This is a genomic window from Streptomyces sp. NPDC038135 (assembly GCF_055601245.1).
Window position 1 is genome coordinate 1 of the sequence record NZ_JBVJXS010000001.1, and the last position, 22373, is coordinate 22373.

The 22373-nt window shown below is 71.7% G+C and carries 16 protein-coding genes and 1 pseudogene; 10 read left to right on the forward strand and 7 right to left on the reverse strand.

Annotated elements, in window-relative coordinates; genetic code table 11:
* The 4 genes from ACZ7JA_RS00005 to glgB form a co-directional block, all read left to right on the forward strand.
* Positions 1-849 (forward strand): alpha-amylase family glycosyl hydrolase (locus tag ACZ7JA_RS00005; RefSeq protein WP_470806618.1); only part of this gene is annotated, 849 nt, incomplete at its 5' end.
* Positions 846-2546 (forward strand): maltose alpha-D-glucosyltransferase, encoded by a 1701-nt coding sequence (gene treS / locus ACZ7JA_RS00010; protein WP_470806620.1) that lies wholly within the window; start codon positions 846-848, stop codon positions 2544-2546. The genes ACZ7JA_RS00005 and treS, both read left to right, overlap by 4 nt.
* Before the next feature lie 95 nt (positions 2547-2641).
* A complete protein-coding gene (locus tag ACZ7JA_RS00015; protein WP_351672286.1) occupies positions 2642-4057 on the forward strand; it encodes a maltokinase N-terminal cap-like domain-containing protein in 1416 nt (471 codons plus the stop codon).
* A 152-nt stretch (positions 4058-4209) separates the two neighbouring features.
* Positions 4210-6453: a 1,4-alpha-glucan branching enzyme gene (glgB, locus tag ACZ7JA_RS00020; RefSeq protein WP_470807112.1), complete on the forward strand. Its 2244-nt coding sequence runs from the start codon at positions 4210-4212 to the stop codon at positions 6451-6453.
* 21 nt (positions 6454-6474) lie between these two features.
* Here glgB and ACZ7JA_RS00025 read toward each other — a convergent pair whose 3' ends face one another.
* From ACZ7JA_RS00025 to ACZ7JA_RS00045, 5 genes are all read right to left on the reverse strand, one after another.
* Entirely contained in the window at positions 6475-8700 is a 2226-nt protein-coding gene (locus ACZ7JA_RS00025; RefSeq protein WP_470807113.1) for a HelD family protein, read from the reverse strand.
* A gap of 173 nt (positions 8701-8873) precedes the next feature.
* Positions 8874-9206, reverse strand: coding sequence for a thioredoxin family protein (locus tag ACZ7JA_RS00030; RefSeq protein WP_351672292.1), 333 nt, complete (start codon positions 9204-9206; stop codon positions 8874-8876).
* Entirely contained in the window at positions 9203-9631 is a 429-nt protein-coding gene (locus tag ACZ7JA_RS00035) for a MerR family transcriptional regulator (protein ID WP_351672294.1), read from the reverse strand. Before ACZ7JA_RS00035 ends, ACZ7JA_RS00030 begins: the two co-directional genes overlap by 4 nt.
* 29 nt (positions 9632-9660) lie before the next feature.
* Positions 9661-10443 carry a DUF2127 domain-containing protein gene (locus tag ACZ7JA_RS00040; RefSeq protein WP_389446402.1) on the reverse strand — a complete coding sequence of 261 codons (783 nt, stop codon included), beginning with the start codon at positions 10441-10443 and terminating at the stop codon, positions 9661-9663.
* Positions 10444-10629: 186 nt separating this feature from the next.
* Positions 10630-12045, reverse strand: a complete 1416-nt coding sequence (locus tag ACZ7JA_RS00045; protein ID WP_351672372.1) for a cation:dicarboxylate symporter family transporter — start codon at positions 12043-12045, stop codon at positions 10630-10632.
* 117 nt (positions 12046-12162) lie between these two features.
* On the opposite strand from ACZ7JA_RS00045, the gene ACZ7JA_RS00050 reads away from it, so the two are divergent.
* Both ACZ7JA_RS00050 and ACZ7JA_RS00055 read left to right on the forward strand, forming a co-directional pair.
* Positions 12163-13785, forward strand: coding sequence for a sensor histidine kinase (locus tag ACZ7JA_RS00050; RefSeq protein ID WP_351672298.1), 1623 nt, complete (start codon positions 12163-12165; stop codon positions 13783-13785).
* Positions 13782-14486: a response regulator gene (locus ACZ7JA_RS00055; RefSeq protein ID WP_351672300.1), complete on the forward strand. Its 705-nt coding sequence runs from the start codon at positions 13782-13784 to the stop codon at positions 14484-14486. Before ACZ7JA_RS00050 ends, ACZ7JA_RS00055 begins: the two co-directional genes overlap by 4 nt.
* Positions 14487-14859: 373 nt before the next feature.
* Here the strand turns inward: ACZ7JA_RS00055 and ACZ7JA_RS00060 are convergent.
* Positions 14860-15405 (reverse strand): annotated as a pseudogene (locus ACZ7JA_RS00060) (hypothetical protein); the annotation flags it as partial.
* Positions 15406-15553: 148 nt separating this feature from the next.
* On the opposite strand from ACZ7JA_RS00060, the gene ACZ7JA_RS00065 reads away from it, so the two are divergent.
* Entirely contained in the window at positions 15554-16288 is a 735-nt protein-coding gene (locus tag ACZ7JA_RS00065; protein ID WP_389446398.1) for a helix-turn-helix domain-containing protein, read from the forward strand.
* Here ACZ7JA_RS00065 and ACZ7JA_RS00070 read toward each other — a convergent pair.
* On the reverse strand, positions 16285-17310 hold the full coding sequence (locus tag ACZ7JA_RS00070) for an ATP-dependent 6-phosphofructokinase (protein WP_351672304.1): 1026 nt from the start codon (positions 17308-17310) through the stop codon (positions 16285-16287). The two genes, ACZ7JA_RS00065 and ACZ7JA_RS00070, sit on opposite strands and share 4 nt — an antisense overlap.
* Before the next feature lie 213 nt (positions 17311-17523).
* On the opposite strand from ACZ7JA_RS00070, the gene pta reads away from it, so the two are divergent.
* From pta to pyk, 3 genes are all read left to right on the forward strand, one after another.
* Positions 17524-19614 carry a phosphate acetyltransferase gene (gene pta / locus ACZ7JA_RS00075; RefSeq protein ID WP_470806624.1) on the forward strand — a complete coding sequence of 697 codons (2091 nt, stop codon included), beginning with the start codon at positions 17524-17526 and terminating at the stop codon, positions 19612-19614.
* The gene (locus ACZ7JA_RS00080; protein ID WP_470806626.1) at positions 19611-20822 is read left to right on the forward strand and encodes an acetate kinase; all 1212 of its coding nucleotides are present in this window, start codon (positions 19611-19613) and stop codon (positions 20820-20822) included. Before pta ends, ACZ7JA_RS00080 begins: the two co-directional genes overlap by 4 nt.
* A gap of 99 nt (positions 20823-20921) precedes the next feature.
* Positions 20922-22349: a pyruvate kinase gene (gene pyk, locus ACZ7JA_RS00085; protein WP_351672310.1), complete on the forward strand. Its 1428-nt coding sequence runs from the start codon at positions 20922-20924 to the stop codon at positions 22347-22349.
* Positions 22350-22373: the final 24 nt, after the last annotated feature.

Below are 22373 nucleotides of genomic sequence, written 5' to 3' on the forward strand. Positions count from 1 at the left end.
GTCATCGGCGAGGTCAACCGCGCCGACCCCGACGTGATCTTCCTGGCCGAGGCGTTCACCCGGCCCGCGATGATGCACACCCTGGCCCAGATCGGTTTCCAGCAGTCGTACACGTACTTCACCTGGCGCAACACCAAGCAGGAGCTGACCGAGTACCTGACCGAGCTGTCGGGCGAGGCGGCGGCCTGGATGCGGCCCAACTTCTTCGCCAACACCCCCGACATCCTGCACGGCTACCTCCAGCACGGCGGCCGCCCCGCCTTCGAGGTCCGCGCCGTGCTCGCCGCGACCCTCTCCCCCGCCTGGGGCATCTACAGCGGCTACGAGCTCTGCGAGAACACCCCGTTCCGCGAAGGCAGCGAGGAATACCTCGACTCCGAGAAGTACCAGCTCAAACCCCGCGACTGGGAAGCCGCCGCACGCGAGGGCCGCACCATCGCCCCCCTCATCACCCGACTGAACACCATCCGGCGCGCCAATCCGGCCCTGCGGCAGCTGCGCGACCTCCACTTCCACCACACCGACAAGGACGCGGTGATCGCCTACTCGAAGCGGAGCGGATCGAACACGGTTCTGGTCGTCGCCAACCTCGACCCGCACCACACCCAGGAAGCCACGGTCTCGTTGGACATGCCGCAACTCGGCCTGGAATGGCACGAGTCGACGCCGGTGCGCGACCTGCTCACCGGCGACACCTACCACTGGGGCAGGGCCAGTTACGTGCGCCTCGGTCCGGGCGGCGCGCATGTGCTGGCCGTCGGCCGGGAGTCCGGGGAACGTCCACCGGGTGAGCACAGCGAGGTCCTGCGACCGTCCACCCCGCCGACCGGAGGGTCACCCGCCATATGATCGTCAACGAGCCCGTCCCGGACACCTTCGAGGACACCCCAGCCAAGGACCGGCACCCGGATTGGTTCAAGAGCGCCGTCTTCTACGAGGTCCTGGTCCGCTCCTTCCAGGACAGCAACGGCGACGGCATCGGCGACCTCAAGGGTCTGACCGCCAAACTCGACTACCTCCAGTGGCTCGGCGTCGACTGCCTCTGGCTGCCGCCCTTCTTCAAGTCCCCGCTCCGGGACGGCGGTTACGACGTATCCGACTACACCGCCGTACTCCCCGAGTTCGGCGACCTCGCGGACTTCGTGGAGTTCGTGGACTCCGCGCACCAGCGCGGCATGCGGGTCATCATCGACTTCGTCATGAACCACACCAGCGACCAGCACCCGTGGTTCCAGGAGTCGAGGAGGGACCCGGACGGCCCGTACGGGGACTACTACGTCTGGGCCGACGACGACAAGCAGTTCCAGGACGCCCGGATCATCTTCGTCGACACCGAGGCCTCCAACTGGACGTACGACCCCGTACGCAAGCAGTACTACTGGCACCGCTTCTTCTCGCACCAGCCGGACCTCAACTACGAGAATCCGGCCGTGCAGGAGGAGATGATCTCCGCGCTGAAGTTCTGGCTCGACCTCGGCATCGACGGGTTCCGGCTGGACGCCGTGCCGTATCTGTACCAGCAGGAGGGCACCAACTGCGAGAACCTGCCGGCGACGCACCAGTTCCTCAAGCGGGTCCGCAAGGAGATCGACGCGCAGTACCCGGACACCGTGCTGCTGGCGGAGGCCAACCAGTGGCCCGAGGACGTCGTCGACTACTTCGGCGACTACGCCTCCGGCGGCGACGAGTGCCACATGGCGTTCCACTTCCCGGTCATGCCGCGCATCTTCATGGCCGTGCGCCGCGAGTCCCGCTACCCGGTCTCCGAGATCCTCGCCAAGACGCCCGCGATCCCGTCGAACTGCCAGTGGGGCGTCTTCCTGCGCAACCACGACGAGCTGACCCTGGAGATGGTCACCGACGAGGAACGCGACTACATGTGGGCCGAGTACGCCAAGGACCCCCGCATGCGCGCCAACATCGGCATCCGGCGCCGGCTCGCGCCCCTGCTCGACAACGACCGCAACCAGATCGAGCTGTTCACCGCCCTGCTGCTGTCGCTGCCCGGCTCGCCGATCCTCTACTACGGCGACGAGATCGGCATGGGCGACAACATCTGGCTCGGCGACCGCGACGCCGTGCGCACCCCGATGCAGTGGACGCCCGACCGCAACGCCGGCTTCTCGTCGTCCGACCCGGGGCGGCTGTTCCTGCCCACGATCATGGACCCGGTCTACGGCTACCAGGTCACCAACGTCGAGGCGTCCATGTCGTCGCCGTCGTCGCTGCTGCACTTCACCCGACGCATGATCGAGATCCGCAAGCAGAACCCCGCCTTCGGGCTCGGGTCCTACACCGAGCTGCAGTCCTCCAACCCGGCCGTGATCGCCTTCCTGCGCGAGTTCGAGGACGACCTGGTGCTGTGCGTGCACAACTTCTCCCGGTTCGCACAGCCCACGGAACTGGACCTCAGGCCGTTCACCGGACGCCATCCGGTCGAGCTGTTCGGCGGGGTGCGGTTCCCGGCCATCGGTGAACTGCCCTATCTGCTGACCCTCGCGGGCCACGGCTTCTACTGGTTCCGGCTGCGCCGGGACGCCGCGTAGTGCCACCGGGTGGGGCGGCCGGCGGTTTCCTCCGCCCCACCCGGGGCACGCAACACTCACACCCCCGACGATCCGGGGAAAGGAACGTGACGCCCATGGCGGAAACGGTCACCCCCTTCGGCACCGACCGCACGACCGGCCACCTCCTCACATCGCTCGATCCGCTGCTGCGCGAGTGGCTGCCCAGGCAGCGCTGGTTCGCGGGCAAGGGACGTCCGGTCACCGGGTTCACCCAGGTGGCCGTCACCGAACTGCTGCCCCCGGACGGCCGGCTGGGCCTCTACCACCTGCTGCTGCGCGTCCACCAGCCACCCGTACTGGGCGCCCCGGCGCACCCCGGCGACTGCTACCAGCTGCTGATAGGCGTGCGCGAGGCGCTGCCGCCACGGCTGGCGCCCGCGCTGATCGGGCATGTGGAGCAGGGCCCGCTCGCCGGACGCACGGTGTACGAGGCCCTGTACGACCCCCGGCCCGCCGAGGTGCTCCTGGAGGCCCTGCGCACCCGGGCGCGCATCGGCGGGCTGCGGTTCGAACGGGACCCGGACCAGGAGATCCGGGACGGCCTCGTACCCCGGCTGATGACCGCCGAGCAGTCCAACTCATCGATCGTCTACGGAGATACGTTCATTCTGAAGCTGCTGCGCCGGGTGGTGCCGGGGGTCAACCCCGACCTGGAGATACCGCTCGCCCTGGCCGGCGAGGGCTGCGACCGGGTGCCCGCGCCGACGGCGTGGCTGCTCGCCGGGCCGGAACCGGAGCCCTACGTCCTGGCGGTGCTCCAGCCGTTCCTGAACGGCGCCGACGACGGCTGGGAGCTGGCGCTGCGTGAGCTGGCCAAGGGCGAGGACTTCCTCGCCGAGGCCCGGGCGCTCGGCCGGGCGACCGCCGAGGTGCACACCGCGCTGGCCCGCGCCCTGCCGACGGTCACCCTGGGCCAGGCCCAGCTCCGGCTGCTGGTGGACGGCATGACCGAGCGGCTGGAGGCGGCCGTGCGTGCGGTGCCGGCGCTGCTGCCGTACGAGCGCGGGCTGCGTTCCGCCTTCGAGGCGCTGGCGGAGCTGGCCGCCGAGGGGCACACCTGGACCGCCCAGCGCGTCCACGGCGATCTCCACCTCGGCCAGTGCCTGCGCTCGCCGTCCGGCACCTGGTCGCTGATCGACTTCGAGGGCGAGCCGGCCCGGCCGCTGGCCGAGCGGCGCATGCCGCAGCCGCCGGTGCGCGACATCGCCGGGATGCTGCGCTCCTTCGACTACGCCGCCCACTCGGCGAACCCGCCCGACCCGGACTGGGCGCGGCACTGCCGGTCCGCCTACTGCTCCGGGTACGCGGAGGTGGCGGGCCGCGATCCGCGCACCGACCCGGTGCTGCTGCGGGCCTATGAGACCGACAAGGCCGTCTACGAAGTCGTCTACGAGGCCCGTCACCGCCCCGAGTGGCTGCCCGTGCCGCTCGCCGCGGTCCGCCGCCTCGCCACGTCCGACCCGACCTTCGCCCGGGAGAACCGTCCGTGACGTCCAAGAAGTCAGCCCCCTCGAAGAACAAGACAGGCAAGAGCAAGCCGGACCGGAGCAGGACCGCCCGGGCCGGGACCGATCCGTCCGGGACCGACCAGGCCGGGGCCGGGCTGTCCGGGACCGGGCCGTCCGGGAGCGACCGGGCCGCGATCCCCGCCGCCCGCAGGCCCGAGCCGCCGGACCGGCCTGCCCCCGCGGAGGTGGCGGTCTCCCCCGCCGTCGACGCCGGTGACCGGGAACGGCTGCTGCACGGCACGCACCACGCCCCGCACTCCGTGCTCGGCGCGCACCCGGTCCCCGGCGGTGTCGCCTTCCGGGCCTTCCGCCCCTACGCCCAGGCGGTCACCGTGGTCTCCGGGGACCTGCGGGCCGAGCTGCACGACGACGGCGACGGCTTCTTCTCCGGGCTGCTCCCGCTCACCGACGTCCCCGCCTACCGGCTGCTCGTCACCTACGACGGCGCCGTCCACGAGACGGAGGACGCGTTCCGGTTCCTGCCCACGCTGGGCGAGCTGGACCTGCACCTGATCGGCGAGGGCCGGCACGAGCAGCTCTGGCGGGCGCTCGGCGCGCACGTCACGACGCACCAGGGGGTGACGGGCACCCGGTTCGCGGTGTGGGCGCCGAACGCGCGGGGGGTCCGGGTCGCCGGCACCTTCAACTTCTGGGACGCCGGAGCCTTCCCGATGCGCTCGCTCGGCTCCACGGGCGTCTGGGAGCTGTTCGTGCCCGGCGTCGGCGAGGGCGAGCTGTACAAGTTCGAGATCACCCGCCCGGACGGCTCGCGCACCCTCAAGGCCGACCCGATGGCCCGCCGCACCGAGGTCCCGCCCGCGACCTCCTCCGTCGTGCACGCCTCGCACCACGAGTGGGACGACGCCGAGTGGCTGGCCCGGCGCGCCGAGACGCCCGTCCACGAGGCGCCCTTCTCCGTGTACGAGGTCCACCTGCCGTCCTGGCGGCCGGGCCTCACCTATCGGCAGCTCGCCGAGCAGCTCCCCGCCTACGTGACGGAGATGGGCTTCACCCATGTGGAGCTGATGCCGGTCGCCGAGCACCCGTTCGGCGGTTCCTGGGGCTACCAGGTCACCGGCTTCTACGCGCCCACGGCGCGGCTCGGCACACCGGACGACTTCAAGTACCTCGTGGACCGGCTGCACCAGGCGGGCATCGGCGTCCTGATGGACTGGGTCCCGGCGCACTTCCCGCGTGACGCCTGGGCCCTGGCGGAGTTCGACGGACGGCCCCTGTACGAGCACCACGACCCGCTGCGTGCCGCCCATCCCGACTGGGGCACCCTGGAGTTCGACTTCGGCCGGCGCGAGGTGCGCAACTTCCTGGTCGCGAACGCGGTGTACTGGTGCGAGGAGTTCCACATCGACGGACTGCGCGTGGACGCCGTCGCCTCGATGCTCTACCTCGACTACTCGCGCGAGCCCGGCCAGTGGACGCCGAACGAGCACGGCGGCCGGGAGAACCTGGACGCGGTGGCGTTCCTCCAGGAGATGAACGCCACCGTCTACCGGCGCTGCCCCGGCGTGGTGACCATCGCCGAGGAGTCCACGGCCTGGGACGGCGTCACCCGCCCCACCCACCACCGGGGCCCGAGCGGCTTCGGCGGTCTGGGCTTCGGGCTGAAGTGGAACATGGGCTGGATGCACGACTCGCTGCAGTACATGAGCCACGAGCCGGTGCACCGCAGCCACCACCACCACGAGCTGACGTTCTCGATGGTGTACGCGTACAGCGAGAACTACGTGCTGCCCATCTCCCACGACGAGGTCGTGCACGGCAAGGGTTCGCTGGTGTCGAAGATGCCGGGCGACTGGTGGCAGCAGCGCGCGAACCTGCGCGCCTACCTCGGCTTCATGTGGGCGCACCCGGGCAAGCAGCTGCTCTTCATGGGGCAGGAGTTCGCCCAGGGAGCCGAGTGGTCCGAGGCGCACGGCCCCGACTGGTGGCTGCTCGACCCGTCCTACGGCGCCGAGGGCGACCACCGGGGCGTGCGGGACCTGGTACGGGACCTGAACGCCACCTACCGCACGACTGCGGCCCTGTGGCAGCGGGACACCGATCCGGCCGGCTTCCAGTGGGTCACCGGTGACGCGGTGGACGACAACGTCTTCGCGTTCCTGCGGCTCGACGCCGAGGGCAATCCGCTGCTCGCGGTCTCGCATCTGGCGCCGGTGGTGCGGCACGACTACCGGATCGGTGTGCCGGAGGACGTGCCGGCGTGGGTGGAGGTGCTGAACAGCGACGCGGGGCGGTACGGCGGGAGCGACGTGGTCAACCCGGACGCGGTCAAGCCGGAGCCGCAGGGCGCGCACGGGCGTCCCGCGAGCATCCGGCTGACGCTGCCTCCGCTGGCCACGGTGTGGCTGCGTCCTGCGTAGGCGGTCGCCCCCGCCGGGGGCTCAGTCCTTCAGCCCCGCCGGCAGGTCGCCGGTGTGGAGTACGCCGAGGTGCTGGGTGGCGCGGGTGAGGGCCACGTAGAGGTCGCTGGTGCCGTAGCGGGCCGGTTCCACGACCAGGACCGAGTCGAACTCCAGGCCCTTCGACTGGCGGGGGTCGAGGAGCACGACGGTGCGGGTGAGGTCGGGTTCCGCGCCCGCCGTCACCCCGTCGAGCCGGGCGGCCAGCGCCCGGTGCAGCTCGCGCGGGGCGATGACGGCGAGCCTGCCCTCGGCGGGGGTGAGTTCGGCGACCGCCTCGGCGACCGCGCCGGGCAGGTCGCCGCGCGCGTCCCGCACCCAGGGCCGCACCCCCGTCGAGCGCACCGAGCTCGGCGGTTCGAAGTCCGGCTTCTCGGCGCGGACCACGGCCGCGGCCAGCTCCATGATCTCGGCCGGGGTGCGGTAGTTGACGCCGAGCCGGGCGTGCTCCCAGCGGTCCTCGACATAGGGGGCGAGGATGTCCGCCCAGGAGCCGACACCGGCCGCCTCGGCGGTCTGCGCGGGGTCGCCGACCAGGGTCATGGAACGGGTCGGGCTGCGTCGCATCAGCAGCCGCCAGGCCATCGGGGACAGCTCCTGCGCCTCGTCCACGATGATGTGCCCGAAGGCCCAGGTCCGGTCGGCCGCGGCCCGCTCGGCGGCGCTGCGGTGGTCCTGCTCCTCGTGCCGCTCGGCGAACCGCTCGGCGTCGATGATGTCGTGCGCGGACAGGACCTCGCTGGCGTCCGGGTCGCCGTCCTCCTTGTCCTCGAACTCGTAGGTCCGGGAGGCGTAGGAGACGTCGAGCACACCCTGGGCGTAGGCGACCTGCGTCTCCCGCTCGCGTTCGGCACGGGCCCTGGCGATCCGGTCGTCCTCGCCGAGGAGTTCGGCGGCCTCGTCCAGGAGGGGTACGTCGGCGACGGTCCAGGCCCGGGTCACCGGGCGGCGGATCGCGTCGGCGTCGGCCGGGGGCAGGTAGCCGTCCGGTTCGGCGAGGAAGTCCGCGACCAGCCGCCGCGGGGTGACCCGGGGCCACAGCAGGTCGACGGCGGACCAGAACTCGGGGTTCTCGGCGAGTTCGTCGCGGATCTGGGTGATGTCGGCGGGGTCCAGCAGGCTGCCGCCGTCGTACGGGTCGGTGCCCACGCGCTCGGCGTACAGCTCGGTGAGCGTGTTGAGGATGTGGCCCTCGAAGTGCTCGCGGGCGGCGTTGTGCGGCAGCCCGGTGGCGCGGGTGCGCTCACGGGCGACGCTCACGAGTCCGTCGTCGAGCATCAGCACCTCGCGGTCGTGCTCGACGGTGACGACCGGATCGGGCAGGGCCTGCCGGTCGCGGACGACGGCGGCGAGCACGTCGGCCATGTCCGCGCGGCCCTTCACGGCGGCCGCCTCCGGCGTGTCGGCGGCGGTGGCCCGTACCCCGGGGAACAGCTCGCCGACCGTGGCCAGCAGCACGCCGGTCTCGCCCAAGGAGGGCAGCACCTCGCTGATGTAGCCGAGGAACGCGGGGTTGGGTCCGACGATGAGCACGGCGCGGCGGGCCAGCAGCTCGCGGTGCTCGTAGAGCAGGTAGGCCGCGCGGTGCAGCGCCACGGCGGTCTTTCCGGTGCCCGGGCCGCCCTCGACCACCAGCACCCCGCGGTGCGGGGCCCGGATGATCTCGTCCTGCTCGGCCTGGATGGTCTGCACGATGTCGCTCATCCGGCCGGTGCGCGCCGAGTTCAGCGCGGCCAGCAGGACGGCGTCGCCGCTGGGGTCCTCGTAACCGGTGCGGGTGGCGTCGCCGAGGTCGAGGATCTCGTCGTGCAGCGAGGTCACGGTGCGGCCGTCGGTGGTGAGGTGCCGGCGGCGGCGCAGACCCATCGGGGTGTGGCCGGTGGCCAGGTAGAAGGGGCGGGCGACGTCGGCCCGCCAGTCGATGAGGACCGGGGTGCGCTCGGCGTCGTCCTCGCGTAGTCCGATCCGGCCGATGTGGTGGCTGACTCCGGAGGTGAGGTCGATCCGGCCGAAGCAGAGCGAACCGTCCACCGCGTTCAGCGCGGCGAGCAGCCCGGACCGCTCGGCGACCAGGATGTCCCGCTCCAGCCGGGCCTGCATGGGCTTGTCGCCCTGCGCGAGGGCGTCCGCGACCGAGGTCTCGGCCTCGCCGCGCAGCTCGTCGACGCGCGCGTACAGTCCGTCGATGAATTCCTGCTCGCGCCGCAATTCATCGTCCGGAAATTCGCTGTTTGACAATTCCGCTCCCGCCCGGATATACTCTGCTCAGTGCACTGCTCCTCCGCGTCTTCTCCCAAATGAAGTCGCGAATCACTGAATATACGCAGAGAAATCCCCCGAGCGCAATTGCTCAGGGGATTTTTTGGTGTGCGGGGCCGCTTTCAGAGCACGTCGGCCAGTTCCTCCAGCAGCCGGCGCTTGGCCCGCGCCCCCACCATCGCCTTCACCGGCTCACCGCCCTGGAACACCATGAACGTCGGCATCGACAGCACCTTGTACGCGTTCGTGGTCTCGGGGTTGGTGTCCACGTCGAGCTGCACCACCTTCAGCCGGCCCTCCTGCTCCGACGCCAGGTCGCTGAGCACCGGCCCCATCTGGCGGCACGGCGGGCACCAGTCGGCGGTGAACTCCACCAGCACCGGGAGGTCCGCCCGCAGCACCTCCGTCCCGAAGTCCGCGTCCCCCACCTCGGCCACACCCGCAGCCTTGATCATTCGTCCCGCCCTCCCAGTTCGCACAGGGGTTCCGGACCGCCCGGAACCAGCGCCTCGGCGGCCAGCGCCTCCCGGGCCAGCTCGGCCCGCCGCAGCTGCCCGGCGACCGTCTCCCGCACCGCCGTGAGCTGGCCGACGAGCGCGTCCAGCTCGTCCAGCTTGCGCCGGTAGACCACCAGGGACGCCGGGCAGGAGTCGCCCTCCGGGTGCCCGGCCCGCAGGCACTCCACGAACGGCCGCGTCTCCTCCAGGTCGAACCCGCAGTCCTGCAGGGTCCGGATCTGGCGGACCAGCCGGAGGTCGCCCTCGTCGTAGGTGCGGTGCCCCTTGCCGTCGCGCCGGGCGGGCAGCAGCCCCCGCGTCTCGTAGTAGCGCAGGGCGCGGGTGGTGGTCCCGGCCCGTGCGGCCAGCTCGCCGATTCGCATGGGTACGACCGTAGGCGTTGACGTCGGCGTCAAGGCAAGGGCCGGCCGTGGGCGGCCATCCCGGCGGACTCCTCCACCTCCAGCAGCGAGGCGCTGTGCCGCTCCTCCTCGAACTTCCGGCGCCCGCCGCGCAGGCCGAACAGGCGCTTGGCCAGCGCGATGTAGAGGACAGCGAGGATGTTGAGGACGAGGGTGGCGATCTTCAGCCAGCTGATGTGCTCGGTGAGTTCGTAGATCTCCAGCGGCAGGAAGGCGGCCGTGGCGACCACCGTCAGGTACTCCGCCCAGCGCTTGGCGTACCAGAGGCCCACCGCCTCGACGAGTTCGACCAGCGCGTAGGCCAGCAGCAGTGCCGCCACCAGCAGCAGCGTGGACTGCCGGTAGCCGAAGGCCTTCTGCACGGAGCCGACCACCGGGGAGTGGTCGAGGTCGTAGTGGAAGTGCCGGAACACCGGGCGGAAGACGTTCAGGTACTCCTCGAAGAGCCGGCGCACCGCGTTCCGGCTGTTGCTGAACCGCCACACCGCGACGGCGACCAGCACGATGAACACCCCGCGCACGGCCCGCTCGACCGCGAGGAAGCGCAGGATGAACAGGTCCCGCAGCACCTTCCCGCGGGGCACCAGGGGTGCGTCCTCGGCCGGCCCGGACGCGTGCGGCTCGCCGAGCACGAAGTCGCCGCAGCGCAGGCAGCGCCAGACGTCGCCGAGCTCCGTCCGGGCGTGCAGCCGCGACCGCAGCCGGGGGTCGTCCGGCGCGTAGGTGACATGGCCCCTGCGTGCGCAGGTCCGCCGGTCCCAGTCGATGCTCATCCCCCGTGCCCTGCCTTTCGTACCGCGTTCGGGAACGACACCGACGTGCCGTTCCGGTCGACCGGAACGGCACGTTAGTGGATGGGAGCCGGGCGGCCGAGTCACGGGGGGAGACCCGGCCGCCCGGCTGGCGGTACCGGACGCCCGGCCCGGGTTCAGGCGGGGCCGGGCGTCCGGAGCTTCGGATCAGGCCTTGGCCAGCTCCTTCTCGCCGCCCTCGCGGGGCTCGGGCAGCCCGGCGGCGGACTGCTGCTCGTCCAGCAGCGTCGTCTCGTCGAAGGGGAGGTCGCCGGCCAGCACCTGCCGGACCCGGCCGTTGTCGATCTCCTTGGTCCAGGTGCCGATCAGCACGGTGGCCACGGCGTTGCCGGCGAAGTTGGTCAGGGCGCGGGCCTCGCTCATGAACCGGTCGATGCCGACGATCAGGCCGACGCCGTCCACCAGCGCGGGCTTGTGCGACTGCAGGCCGCCGGCCAGCGTGGCCAGGCCGGCGCCGCTGACGCCCGCGGCGCCCTTGGAGGCCAGCAGCAGGAAGAGCAGCAGCGGGATCTGCTCGCCGACGGACATCGGGGTGCCCAGGGCGTCCGCGATGTACAGCGACGCCATGGTCATGTAGATCATCGTGCCGTCGAGGTTGAAGGAGTAGCCGGTCGGCACGGTGATGCCGACGACCGGCTTGCTGACGCCCAGGTGCTCCATCTTCGCGATGAGCCGCGGCAGCGCGGACTCGGAGGAGGAGGTGGACAGGATCAGCAGGAACTCCCGGGCGAGGTACTTGCAGAGGGAGAGGATGTTCACGCCGGCGACGATCCGCAGCACCGCGCCGAGCACGACGAAGACGAACAGGAAGCAGGTCACGTAGAAGCCGAGCATCAGCACGGCGAGGCTCTTCAGCGCGTCCAGGCCGGCCGAGCCGACGACGGCCGCGATGGCGCCGAAGGCGCCGATGGGGGCGGCCCACATGACCATGGACAGGATGCGGAAGACCAGCCGCTGGATGTGCTCGACACCGCGCAGCACCGGCTGCCCGGCCGAGCCCATGGCCTGCAGCGCGAACCCGGTGAGCAGGGCGATCAGCAGGGTCTGCAGGACCTGGCCCTCGGTGAAGGCGGACACGAACGTGACCGGGATGATCGACAGCACGAAGTCGACCGGCGGCAGCGCGTCGGCGGAGACCTGGGCGTGCCCGGTCTGCTTGAGCGCGTCGGTCAGGTGCAGTCCGTCCCCGGGGTGCAGCACGTTGCCGACGACGAGCCCGATGGCGAGCGCGACCAGCGACATCACCAGGAAGTAGCCGAGCGCGATACCGCCGACGGCGCCGACCTTCGCGGCCTTGCGCACCGAGCCGATGCCCAGCACGATCGTGCAGAAGATGATCGGCGAGATCATCATCTTGATCAGGTTGACGAAGCCGGTGCCCAGCGGCTTCAGCTCGACCGCGGCGTCGGGCCAGATCAGTCCCACGGCGATACCGAGCGCGACCGCCACGATGACGGCGATGTACAGGTAATGGGTCCGGTCCCGCTTGGCGCGGGGTGCGGCAGGTGCCGTATCTGGGGTGCTGGCGGCCACGGCTGCCCTCCTTGACGTCTTCGTCGGCATCACCGGCGTGCGGCTCACGTCCGGGGTGGGGATGCCGTGACTATCTCCCGCCCCTGTGAGAGCGGTCACCCTTCCGTTCATTTAGTTCACGCCTGAATAGAGAGGCACACTGCAGGCATGCGTTTCCCGTCCCTGCCCCGGCCCCGCAGCCTGGCGACCCAGCTGTTCGCCGTGCAGGCGGTGCTGATCGCGGTGGTGGTGGCCGGGTACGCGCTGTTCACCTACCTCAGCGACGGCCGGCAGGCGGAGGACGCGGCGGCCCGGCACGCGACCGCCGTGGCCCGCTCGATAGCGGACTCCCCCTCGGTCCGCTCGGCGATCCACACCCCCGATCCGAGCGCGGAGCTGCAGCCGTACGCGATGCGGGTGATGCGGGACACGAACGTCGACTTCGTGACGATCATGACTCCGTCCGGCATCCGCTGGACCCATCCGGACGAAAGGCAGATCGGCCGGCACTTCTGGGGCCGCATCGAGCCCGCGCGGCACGGCCGCACCTTCACCGAGACCTACACCGGCACCCTCGGCGCGTCCGTCCGCGCGGTGACCCCGGTGGAGGAGAACGGCCGGGTCATCGCCCTGGTGAGCGCCGGCATCAAGGTGGAGGCGATCAGCGCCCGGGTCCAGGAGCAGGTCACCGCGCTGCTGGGGGTGGCCGGCGGGACCCTGCTGCTGGGGGCGGTGGGCACCTATGTGATCAACGCGCGGCTGCGCCGCCACACCCACGGCATGAACGCGACCGAGCTGAGCCGGATGCACGACTACCACCAGGCGGCGCTGCACGCGGTGCGCGAGGGGCTGCTGATGCTGGACGGGCAGTACCGGGTGGCGCTGATCAACGACGGCGGCCGGGAGCTGCTGGGGGTGGGCGGCACCGGGGACGCGGACCTGATCGGCCGCTCGGTGGCGGACCTGGGCCTGCCGGTCCCGCTGACCGGGGCGCTGCTGTCCGCGCAGCCGCGCGTGGACGAGGTGCATCTGACGGCCTCCCGGGTGCTGGTGGTGAACACCTCGCCGGTGTCCGGCGGAGAGCGCCGGGGCACGGTGGTGACGCTGCGCGACGTGACCGAACTCCAGTCCCTGATGGGCGAGCTGGACTCGGAGCGGGGCTTCACCCAGGCCCTGCGCTCGCAGGCGCACGAGGCGGCGAACCGCCTGCACACGGTCGTCTCGCTGATCGAACTGGGCCGGGCCGAGGAGGCGGTGGAGTTCGCCACGGCCGAACTGGAGCTGGCACAGGCGCTGACCGACCAGGTGGTCGCCGCGGTGAGCGAGCCGGTGCTGGCCGCGCTGCTGCTGGGCAAGACGGCGCAGGCGAACGAACGGGGCGTGGAGCTGGTGGTGTCGGCGGACAGCCGGCTGGACGACGGGCTGCTCGAGGGCCTGCCCGCGCGCGACCTGGTGACGGTCCTCGGCAACCTCATCGACAACGCGGTGGACGCGGCACAGGGCAGCACCGGGGCACGGGTGACGGTGACCGCTTACGCGCAGGGCGCCGAACTGGTGCTGCGGGTCTCGGACACGGGGGCCGGGGTCGACCCGGCCCACGCCGACCTGGTATTCCAGCGGGGGTACTCGACGAAACCCGCGGGTCCCGGCGGACGGGGCCTGGGCCTGGCTCTCGTGCGGCAGGCGGTCACGCGTCACGAGGGCGCGCTGACGGTGACGGAGGCCGAGGAGGGCGGCGCGGTGTTCGAGGTGCGGTTGCCGTTGCGCACGGCGGTGGGTGGCGGCAGATGAGCGGGGAGCGGCCGGCGATCCGGGTCCTCGTGGTGGAGGACGACCCCGTCGCCGCCGACGCGCACGTGATGTACGTCGGTCGGGTGCCGGGGTTCGTCGCGGTGGGGAAGGCGCACACCGGGGCTGAGGCGCGCCGGTTCCTGGACCGCGAGGCGGTGGACCTGCTGCTGCTGGACCTGCACCTGCCGGACGTGCACGGGCTGCAGCTCGCCCGGTCGCTGCGGGCGGCGGGGCATCACACGGACGTCATAGCGGTGACGTCGGCGCGGGACCTGGCCGTGGTGCGGGAGGGCGTCTCGCTGGGCGTCGTGCAGTACGTCCTGAAGCCGTTCACCTTCGCCACGCTGCGCGACCGGCTGGTGCGGTACGCCGAGTTCCACGCGGCGGTGGGCGAGGCCGGCGGGCAGGACGAGGTGGACCGGGCGCTGGCCGTGCTGCGCGCGCCGTCTCCCGCCGCGCTGCCTAAGGGCCTGAGCGGCCCGACGCTGGAGCGGGTGACCGGCGCCCTCCGGGACGCCCGGGAGGGTCTGGCGGCGACCGGTGTCGCGGAGGCCGTGGGGATATCCCGGATCACCGCCCGGCGCTACCTGGAGCACCTGGTCGACGCGGGCCGGGCCGAGCGGCGTCCGGTGTACGGCCAGGTGGGCCGGCCCGAGCTGGTCTACCGCTGGGTCTCGGAGTCACCGGCGCCGGGCCGGTGACCACCGGGGCGCCGGCCTCGCCCGCCTCGCCTGTAACACGTGCCCAGCTCAGGGCCGCGCCGGGCGGTGCGCCGGGGCGCGCGCGTCCGGGCATGCGCCGCGGCGCATCCCTGACGGCGAGCCGGTCGCGCGGGAGCCGGCGCGGTCACTCACCCCCGTCGCCTCCCGCCCCGGGACCTGCCGCCCCACCGCTTCCGACGCCTCCCGCCCCAGGGCCCGCCGCCCCACCGCTTCCGCCGCCGGCACCCACCGCTCCGCCATTTCCCGGCCCGGAGCCTGCCGCCCCACCGCTCCCGACGCCAGCACCCGCCACCCCGCCCCCTCCCGCCCCGGGACCTCCCGCCCCGGGACCTGCCGCCCCGCCGTCTCCCGCCCCGCGCGGCCCGAACGGCACGGCGTACTGGACGATGTACACCCCCAGCCCGGCCACCGAGACCGCTTCCAGGACGGACAGGACCGCCAGACCGGCGGACACGTCGTCCCCCGCCCAGTAGACGGTCAGCGCGCTGAGCGGCACGACGCAGAAGGCCAGCAGGTCCACCACGCACTGGGCGGCCTTCCGCGACACCCGCCGGGCGTCGCCCCGGTGGGCGACCTCCCAGCGGAAGACCTCGGACCCCCGCACGCGCACCGTCTCCGCGAGCCGGGGCCCCAGTTCCTCGCGCACGTACGCCCCGATGGCGGAGATCTTCTGGTCGTTGACCAGGTACGTCCATCCGAGCACGACGCACACCGGCGGCAGCGCCAGCAGCATCGCGGTCTGCCTGGCCTGTGCGGCGGCGGCGATCACCGCGGCCACGACGGTCAGCGTGACGTAGAGCAGGTTGTCCCGGAACCCGATCCGCGTCTTCTGCTCGTCCTTGATCGTCTGGTACTCGGCGAGCAGCAACTGCCCCATGCCGACGTCCCGTTCGGCCATGAGCGCCCCTTCCCCCGGCGGTTCCCTGAGAGTGTGCCCCAGGCCGGGCGCGTCAGGTAGAACCTCCAAACCCGCGCCCTTGCACAGCCGGTGATCCTGGCGGAACCGACCGTGGCCACCGGCCGGCCGCGGCCCTAGCTTGTGGCGGGTGCGCCCACCTCCGCCCCGGCCCGAGTCCGCCGGCCCCCCGTTCGACGCCCCGGCCGCCCGCAGGCTCCGGGCCGGCCTCGGCATGGGGCCTGAGCACGTCGCGCACGGGATGCGCGTCTCGTACGGGCTGCCGTACGTGACGCCCGGCCTCGTCGTCGCCTGGGAACGCGGCACGGCCGCTCCCGGCGGCGCGGAACTCACCGCGCTCGCCGGGGTGTTGTGGTGCTCACCGGGGGAACTGATCAGCCGCCCACGGACCCTGCGGGAGCACCGCGTCGCCCGTGGGATCGCGCCCGAGGACGTCGCCCACGCGGTCGGCATGGAGCTGCGCGGCTACCTGCGGACGGAGGAGAGCGGGCAGTGGCGCGGCGACGAGCGTCAGTCGGCCGCCCTGGCCCGGGTGCTGGAGCTCGCCCCGCCCGAGTTCGTCGCCGTCACGGGCCGCGAGGCGCCGCTCGCCGGCCTGCTGCGCGGCGCGGTGACGACCCGGTGGCAGGCGCAGGTGCGGCCGGTGACGAGGCTGGTGCCCCTGGACCGGGACGTCGTGGAGGAGGTGTTGCGGGAGCTGCACCTCGACTACCAGGGGCGCATGGCCGCCACCCTCGGCTGGGGTGGCGGCGGCAGCGGCGCGGGCGACTCCGGCCGGGAGTTCCTCGACCGGATCGTGGAGAACTTCTGGGCGGCGGTGGAGTCCAGGAACGGCGGGGAGGGGGGCGGGGACCGCGGGGCCTAGAAGACCGACTCCGCCTCGTCCATGCGGTCCTTCGGGACCGTCTTCAGTTCGGTGACGGCCTCCGCGAGCGGCACCATCACGATGTCGGTGCCGCGCAGCGCGGTCATCCGGCCGAACTCGCCGCGGTGGGCGGCCTCGACGGCGTGCCAGCCGAAGCGGGTGGCGAGGACGCGGTCGTAGGCGGTGGGCACGCCGCCGCGCTGGATGTGGCCGAGGATGACCGGCTTGGCCTCCTTGCCGAGGCGCCGCTCCAGCTCGTAGGCCAGCGCGGTGCCGATGCCCTGGAAGCGCTCGTGGCCGTACATGTCGATCTCGCCCTTGCCGTAGTCCATGCTGCCCTCGGCGGGGTGGGCGCCCTCGGCGACGCAGACGACGGCGAACTTCTTGCCGCGGGCGAAGCGTTCCTCGACCATTTTGACCAGGTCGGCCGGGTCGAAGGGGCGTTCCGGCAGGCAGATACCGTGGGCGCCGGCGGCCATGCCGGACTCCAGGGCGATCCAGCCGGCGTGCCGGCCCATGACCTCGACGACCATCACGCGCTGGTGGGACTCGGCCGTGGTCTTCAGGCGGTCCATGGCCTCCGTGGCCACGCCGACGGCGGTGTCGAAGCCGAAGGTGCGGTCGGTGGAGGAGATGTCGTTGTCGATGGTCTTCGGGACGCCGACCACCGGCAGACCGGCGTCGGAGAGCATGCGGGCGGCCGTCAGGGTGCCCTCGCCGCCGATCGGGATCAGCGCGTCGATGCCGAACTCCTCGACCATGTCGGTGGCCTTGTCGCAGGCCTCGCGCAGCCGGTCGCGCTCGAGCCGGGAGGAGCCGAGGATGGTGCCGCCGCGGGCCAGGATGCCGCTGACGGCGTCCAGGTCCAGGCTGCGGTAGTGGCGGTCGAGCAGACCCCGGTAGCCGTCCTCGAAGCCGATGACCTCGTCGCCGTACTGCGCCACCGCCCGGTGCACGACCGACCGGATCACGGCGTTCAGGCCGGGGCAGTCGCCGCCTGCGGTGAGAACTCCGATGCGCATCGTGCTGTGTCTCCTGCTCGCTGTCGTTGCCTGTGAGCCAATGTCGATTGTTTCACGTCCGCCGACCGGGTGATGTCTTGACGGGCGCCTTAACCCCCAGCGGGGGTATTGTCAAGAGGGTTCCGCTCACCTGGGCGGGCGATTTTTGTGCCACGGACTCCGTGCCACGGAAGAGACCGGCGAGACGGCGAGACGAAGGAACGGAGTGCACACGTGACGCGCAGCGTGTACGTGACCGGCATCGACCGCGGCGACGGCCGCCAGGTGGTCGAACTGGGGGTCATGGAGCTGCTGACCCGGCAGGTGGACCGGGTCGGCGTGTTCCGGCCCCTCGTCCATGACGGGCCCGACCGGATGTTCGAGCTGCTGCGGACGCGGTACCGGCTCTCGCAGGACCCGGCCACCGTCTACGGCATGGACTACGTCGAGGCGTCCGCGCTCCAGGCCGAGCAGGGCACCGACGAACTGGTCTCCACCCTGGTCGACCGCTTCCATCTGGTGGCCCGGGACTACGACGTGGTCCTCGTCCTCGGCACCGACTTCGCCGGCACCCAGCTCCCCGACGAACTCTCCCTGAACGCCCGGCTGGCGAACGAGTTCGGCGCGTCCGTGCTCCCGGTGGTGGGCGGCCGCGCACAGCCCGCCGACTCGGTGCGCGCGGAGATCCGCAACGCGTTCAGGGCGTACGACGGGCTGGGCTGCGACGTGCTCGCCATGGTCGCCAACCGGGTGGACCGCGAGGACCGCGCCGAGATCGCCCGGCGGCTGACGGACCGGCTGCCGGTGCCCGTGTACGTGCTGCCCGACGAGCCCGCGCTGTCCGCGCCCACGGTCGCGCAGATCGCCCAGGCCCTCGGCGCGCGGGTGCTGCTGGGCGACGACTCCGGGCTGGCCCGGGACGCATTGGACTTCGTGTTCGGCGGCGCGATGCTGCCCAACTTCCTGACCGCGCTGACCCCGGGCTGCCTGGTGGTGACCCCGGGCGACCGGGCCGACCTGGTCGTCGGTTCGCTGGCCGCGCACAGCGCCGGGACCCCGCCGATCGCCGGTGTGCTGCTCACCCTGAACGAGGTGCCGAGCGAGGAGATCCTCACCCTGGCCGCCCGCCTCGCCCCGGGCACCCCGGTGATCTCCGTGGCGGGCAACAGCTTCCCCACCGCCGAACGGCTCTTCTCCATGGAGGGGAAGATGACCGCGGCCACCCCGCGCAAGGCGGAGACCGCGCTCGGCCTGTTCGAGCGGTACGCCGACTCCGCGGACCTCGCGCGCCGCGTCTCGGCCCCGAGCGGCGACCGGGTGACCCCGATGATGTTCGAGCACAAGCTGCTGGAGCAGGCCCGCTCGGACCGGCGCCGGGTCGTGCTGCCGGAGGGGACCGAGGAGCGGGTGCTGCACGCCGCCGAGGTGCTGCTGCGCCGGGGCGTGTGCGACCTGACCCTGCTCGGCCCCGCCGACCAGATCCGCAAGAAGGCGGCCGACCTGGGCATCGACCTGGGCGACAGCCAGGTGATCGACCCCGCCACCTCCGAACTGCGCGACGTCTTCGCCGAGCGGTACGCCCAGTTGCGCGCCCACCGCGGTGTGACCGTGGAGCTGGCCTACGACGTCGTGTCGGACGTGAACTACTTCGGCACCCTGATGGTGCAGGAGGGCCTGGCCGACGGCATGGTGTCCGGCTCGGTGCACTCCACCGCCGCCACCATCCGGCCCGCGTTCGAGATCATCAAGACCACGCCGGAGTCCTCGATCGTCTCCTCCGTCTTCTTCATGTGCCTGGCCGACAAGGTGCTGGTCTACGGCGACTGCGCGGTCAACCCGGACCCGGACGCCGAGCAACTCGCGGACATCGCCGTCCAGTCGGCGGTGACCGCCGCGCGGTTCGGGGTGGAGCCGCGGATCGCGATGCTCTCGTACTCCACGGGCACGTCCGGCTCGGGCGCCGACGTGGACAAGGTGCGCCAGGCCACCGAGCTGGCGCGCTCGCGGCGGCCGGACCTGAAGATCGAGGGTCCGATCCAGTACGACGCCGCCGTGGAGCCGTCCGTAGCCGCCACCAAGCTGCCCGGCTCGGAGGTCGCCGGGCAGGCCACCGTGCTGATCTTCCCCGACCTCAACACCGGCAACAACACCTACAAGGCCGTGCAGCGCTCGGCCGGCGCCGTCGCCGTCGGCCCGGTGCTGCAGGGCCTGCGCAAGCCGGTCAACGACCTGTCCCGGGGCGCGCTCGTCCAGGACATCGTCAACACCGTCGCCATCACGGCGATCCAGGCCCAGACCCCCAGCGAGAAGGCGGCCGAGCTGTGACCACCCCGACCCGAGTCCTCGTCCTCAACTCCGGCTCCTCGTCGGTGAAGTACCAGTTGCTGGACATGCGCGACAGCAGCCGGCTGGCGGTGGGGCTGGTCGAGCGGATCGGCGAGCAGACCTCACGGCTGGAGCACACCTGTGTGGCGAGCGGCGAGACGCGGGAGCACAACGGGCCGATCGCCGACCACGACGCGGCGCTCAAGGCCGTCGCCGAGGAGCTCGCCCGGGACGGCGCGGGCCTGGACTCCCCGGAGCTGGCCGCGATCGGGCACCGGGTGGTGCACGGCGGCATGTTCTTCACCGAGCCGACCGTGATCGACGAGGCGGTGCTCACCGAGATCGAGCGGCTGATCCCGGTCGCGCCGCTGCACAACCCGGCCAACCTCACCGGCATCCGCACCGCGACGGCGCTGCGCCCGGACCTGCCCCAGGTGGCCGTCTTCGACACGGCCTTCCACACCACGATGCCGGAGTCCGCGGCGCGCTACGCGATCAACCCGAGGATCGCGGACCGGCACCGCATCCGCCGGTACGGGTTCCACGGCACCTCGCACGCCTACGTCTCCCGCCGGACCGCTCGGCTGCTGGGCAAGGACCCCTCGGAGGTGAACGTCATCGTGCTGCACCTCGGCAACGGCGCCTCGGCGTCCGCGGTCGAGAAGGGCCGGTGCGTGGACACCTCGATGGGGCTGACGCCTTTGGAGGGGCTGGTGATGGGTACGCGATCCGGTGACCTGGACCCGGCCGTCATCTTCCATTTGGCTCGTGTCGGCGGAATGTCCATGGACGAGATCGACAGTCTTCTCAACAAGAGGAGCGGTCTGTTCGGCCTGTGCGGGGACAATGACATGCGCGAGATCCGCCGCCGGATCGACGAGGGCGACGAAGAGGCCGCCCTCGCCTTCGACATTTACATTCACCGGCTCAAGAAGTACATCGGCGCCTATTTCGCGGTGCTCGGCCGAGTGGACGCGGTCGCGTTCACGGCCGGGGTCGGCGAGAACGCGGCGCCGGTGCGCGAGGCGGCGATCGCCGGCCTGGAGCCGCTGGGGCTGGCGGTCGACGGCGAGCTGAACGCGGTGCGCGGTGCCGAGCCGCGGCTGATCTCGCCCGCGTCCGCCCGGGTGGCGGTCGCGGTGGTGCCGACCGACGAGGAACTGGAGATCGCGACACAGACCTACGAGCTGGTCGGAAAGAAGAGCTGAGCAATACACCGGAGTAACACGCCTGAGCGCATGACCGCCCATTTGTATCTTCCGCCAGACGGAATATTCCGCAGCGAAACAAACCGATAGGATCGCCCCATGCGCCGTTCGAAAATCGTCTGCACTCTCGGCCCCGCGGTCGACTCCCACGAGAAGCTCGTCGCCATGATCGAGGCGGGTATGAACGTGGCCCGCTTCAACTTCAGCCACGGCTCCCAGGCCGAGCACCAGGCGCGGTACGACCGCGTCCGGGCCGCGTCCAAGGAGACCGGCCGTGCCATCGGCGTCCTCGCCGACCTGCAGGGCCCGAAGATCCGCCTGGAGACCTTCGCCGAGGGTCCGGTCGAACTCGAGCGGGGTGACGAGTTCGTCATCACCACCGAGGACGTCCCGGGCGACAAGCAGATCTGCGGGACGACCTACAAGGGCCTGCCGGGCGACGTCTCGCGCGGCGACCAGATCCTGATCAACGACGGCAACGTCGAGCTGAAGGTCCTGGACGTCGAGGGTCCCCGGGTGCGGACGATCGTCATCGAGGGCGGCGTGGTCTCCGACCACAAGGGCATCAACCTGCCCGGCACGGCCGTGAACGTGCCCGCGCTGTCCGACAAGGACGTCGAGGACCTGCGCTTCGCCCTCCGCATGGGCTGCGACATGGTCGCGCTCTCCTTCGTCCGGGACGCCAAGGACGTCAACGACGTGCACCGGGTGATGGACGAGGAGGGCCGCCGGGTCCCGGTGATCGCCAAGGTGGAGAAGCCGCAGGCGGTCGACAACATGACGGACGTCGTGATGGCGTTCGACGGCGTGATGGTGGCCCGCGGCGACCTGGCCGTCGAGTACCCGCTCGAGAAGGTCCCGATGGTGCAGAAGCGCCTGATCGAGCTGTGCCGGCGCAACGCCAAGCCGGTGATCGTGGCGACCCAGATGATGGAGTCGATGATCACCAACTCCCGCCCGACCCGCGCCGAGGCCTCCGACGTGGCCAACGCGATCCTGGACGGCGCGGACGCGGTCATGCTGTCGGCGGAGTCCTCGGTGGGCGCCTATCCGGTCGAGACCGTCAAGACGATGTCGAAGATCGTCAGCGCGGCCGAGGAGGAGCTGCTCTCCAAGGGCCTGCAGCCCCTCGTCCCCGGCAAGAAGCCGCGCACGCAGGGCGGTTCGGTGGCCCGTGCCGCCGCCGAGATCGCCGACTTCCTCGGCGGCAAGGGCCTGATCGCCTTCACCAAGTCCGGTGACACCGCCCGCCGTCTGTCCCGCTACCGCGCGACCCAGCCGATCCTGGCCTTCACCACCGACGAGGGCACCCGCAACCAGCTCACGCTGAGCTGGGGCGTGGAGTCCCACGTCGTGCCGTTCGTCAACAGCACCGACGAGATGGTCGACATGGTGGACCAGGAGCTGGCCAAGCTGGCCCGCTTCAGCCCCGGCGACACCGTGATCATCACCGCCGGCTCGCCCCCCGGCGTCCCCGGCACCACCAACATGGTGCGGGTGCACCACCTGGGCAGCCAGAGCGACTGACCGGCCGAGGGTCTCGGCACGCAC

Bases quoted from the DNA above. Each gene is read 5' to 3' on its own strand.
- treS (WP_470806620.1), top strand. From the start codon at position 846: ATGATCGTCAACGAGCCCGTCCCGGACACCTTCGAGGACACCCCAGCC.
- ACZ7JA_RS00015 (WP_351672286.1), top strand. From the start codon at position 2,642: ATGGCGGAAACGGTCACCCCCTTCGGCACCGACCGCACGACCGGCCAC.
- ACZ7JA_RS00030 (WP_351672292.1), bottom strand. From the start codon at position 9,206: ATGATCAAGGCTGCGGGTGTGGCCGAGGTGGGGGACGCGGACTTCGGG.
- ACZ7JA_RS00035 (WP_351672294.1), bottom strand. From the start codon at position 9,631: ATGCGAATCGGCGAGCTGGCCGCACGGGCCGGGACCACCACCCGCGCC.
- ACZ7JA_RS00040 (WP_389446402.1), bottom strand. From the start codon at position 10,443: ATGAGCATCGACTGGGACCGGCGGACCTGCGCACGCAGGGGCCATGTC.
- ACZ7JA_RS00045 (WP_351672372.1), bottom strand. From the start codon at position 12,045: ATGCCGACGAAGACGTCAAGGAGGGCAGCCGTGGCCGCCAGCACCCCA.
- ACZ7JA_RS00050 (WP_351672298.1), top strand. From the start codon at position 12,163: ATGCGTTTCCCGTCCCTGCCCCGGCCCCGCAGCCTGGCGACCCAGCTG.
- ACZ7JA_RS00055 (WP_351672300.1), top strand. From the start codon at position 13,782: ATGAGCGGGGAGCGGCCGGCGATCCGGGTCCTCGTGGTGGAGGACGAC.
- ACZ7JA_RS00070 (WP_351672304.1), bottom strand. From the start codon at position 17,310: ATGCGCATCGGAGTTCTCACCGCAGGCGGCGACTGCCCCGGCCTGAAC.
- pyk (WP_351672310.1), top strand. From the start codon at position 20,922: ATGCGCCGTTCGAAAATCGTCTGCACTCTCGGCCCCGCGGTCGACTCC.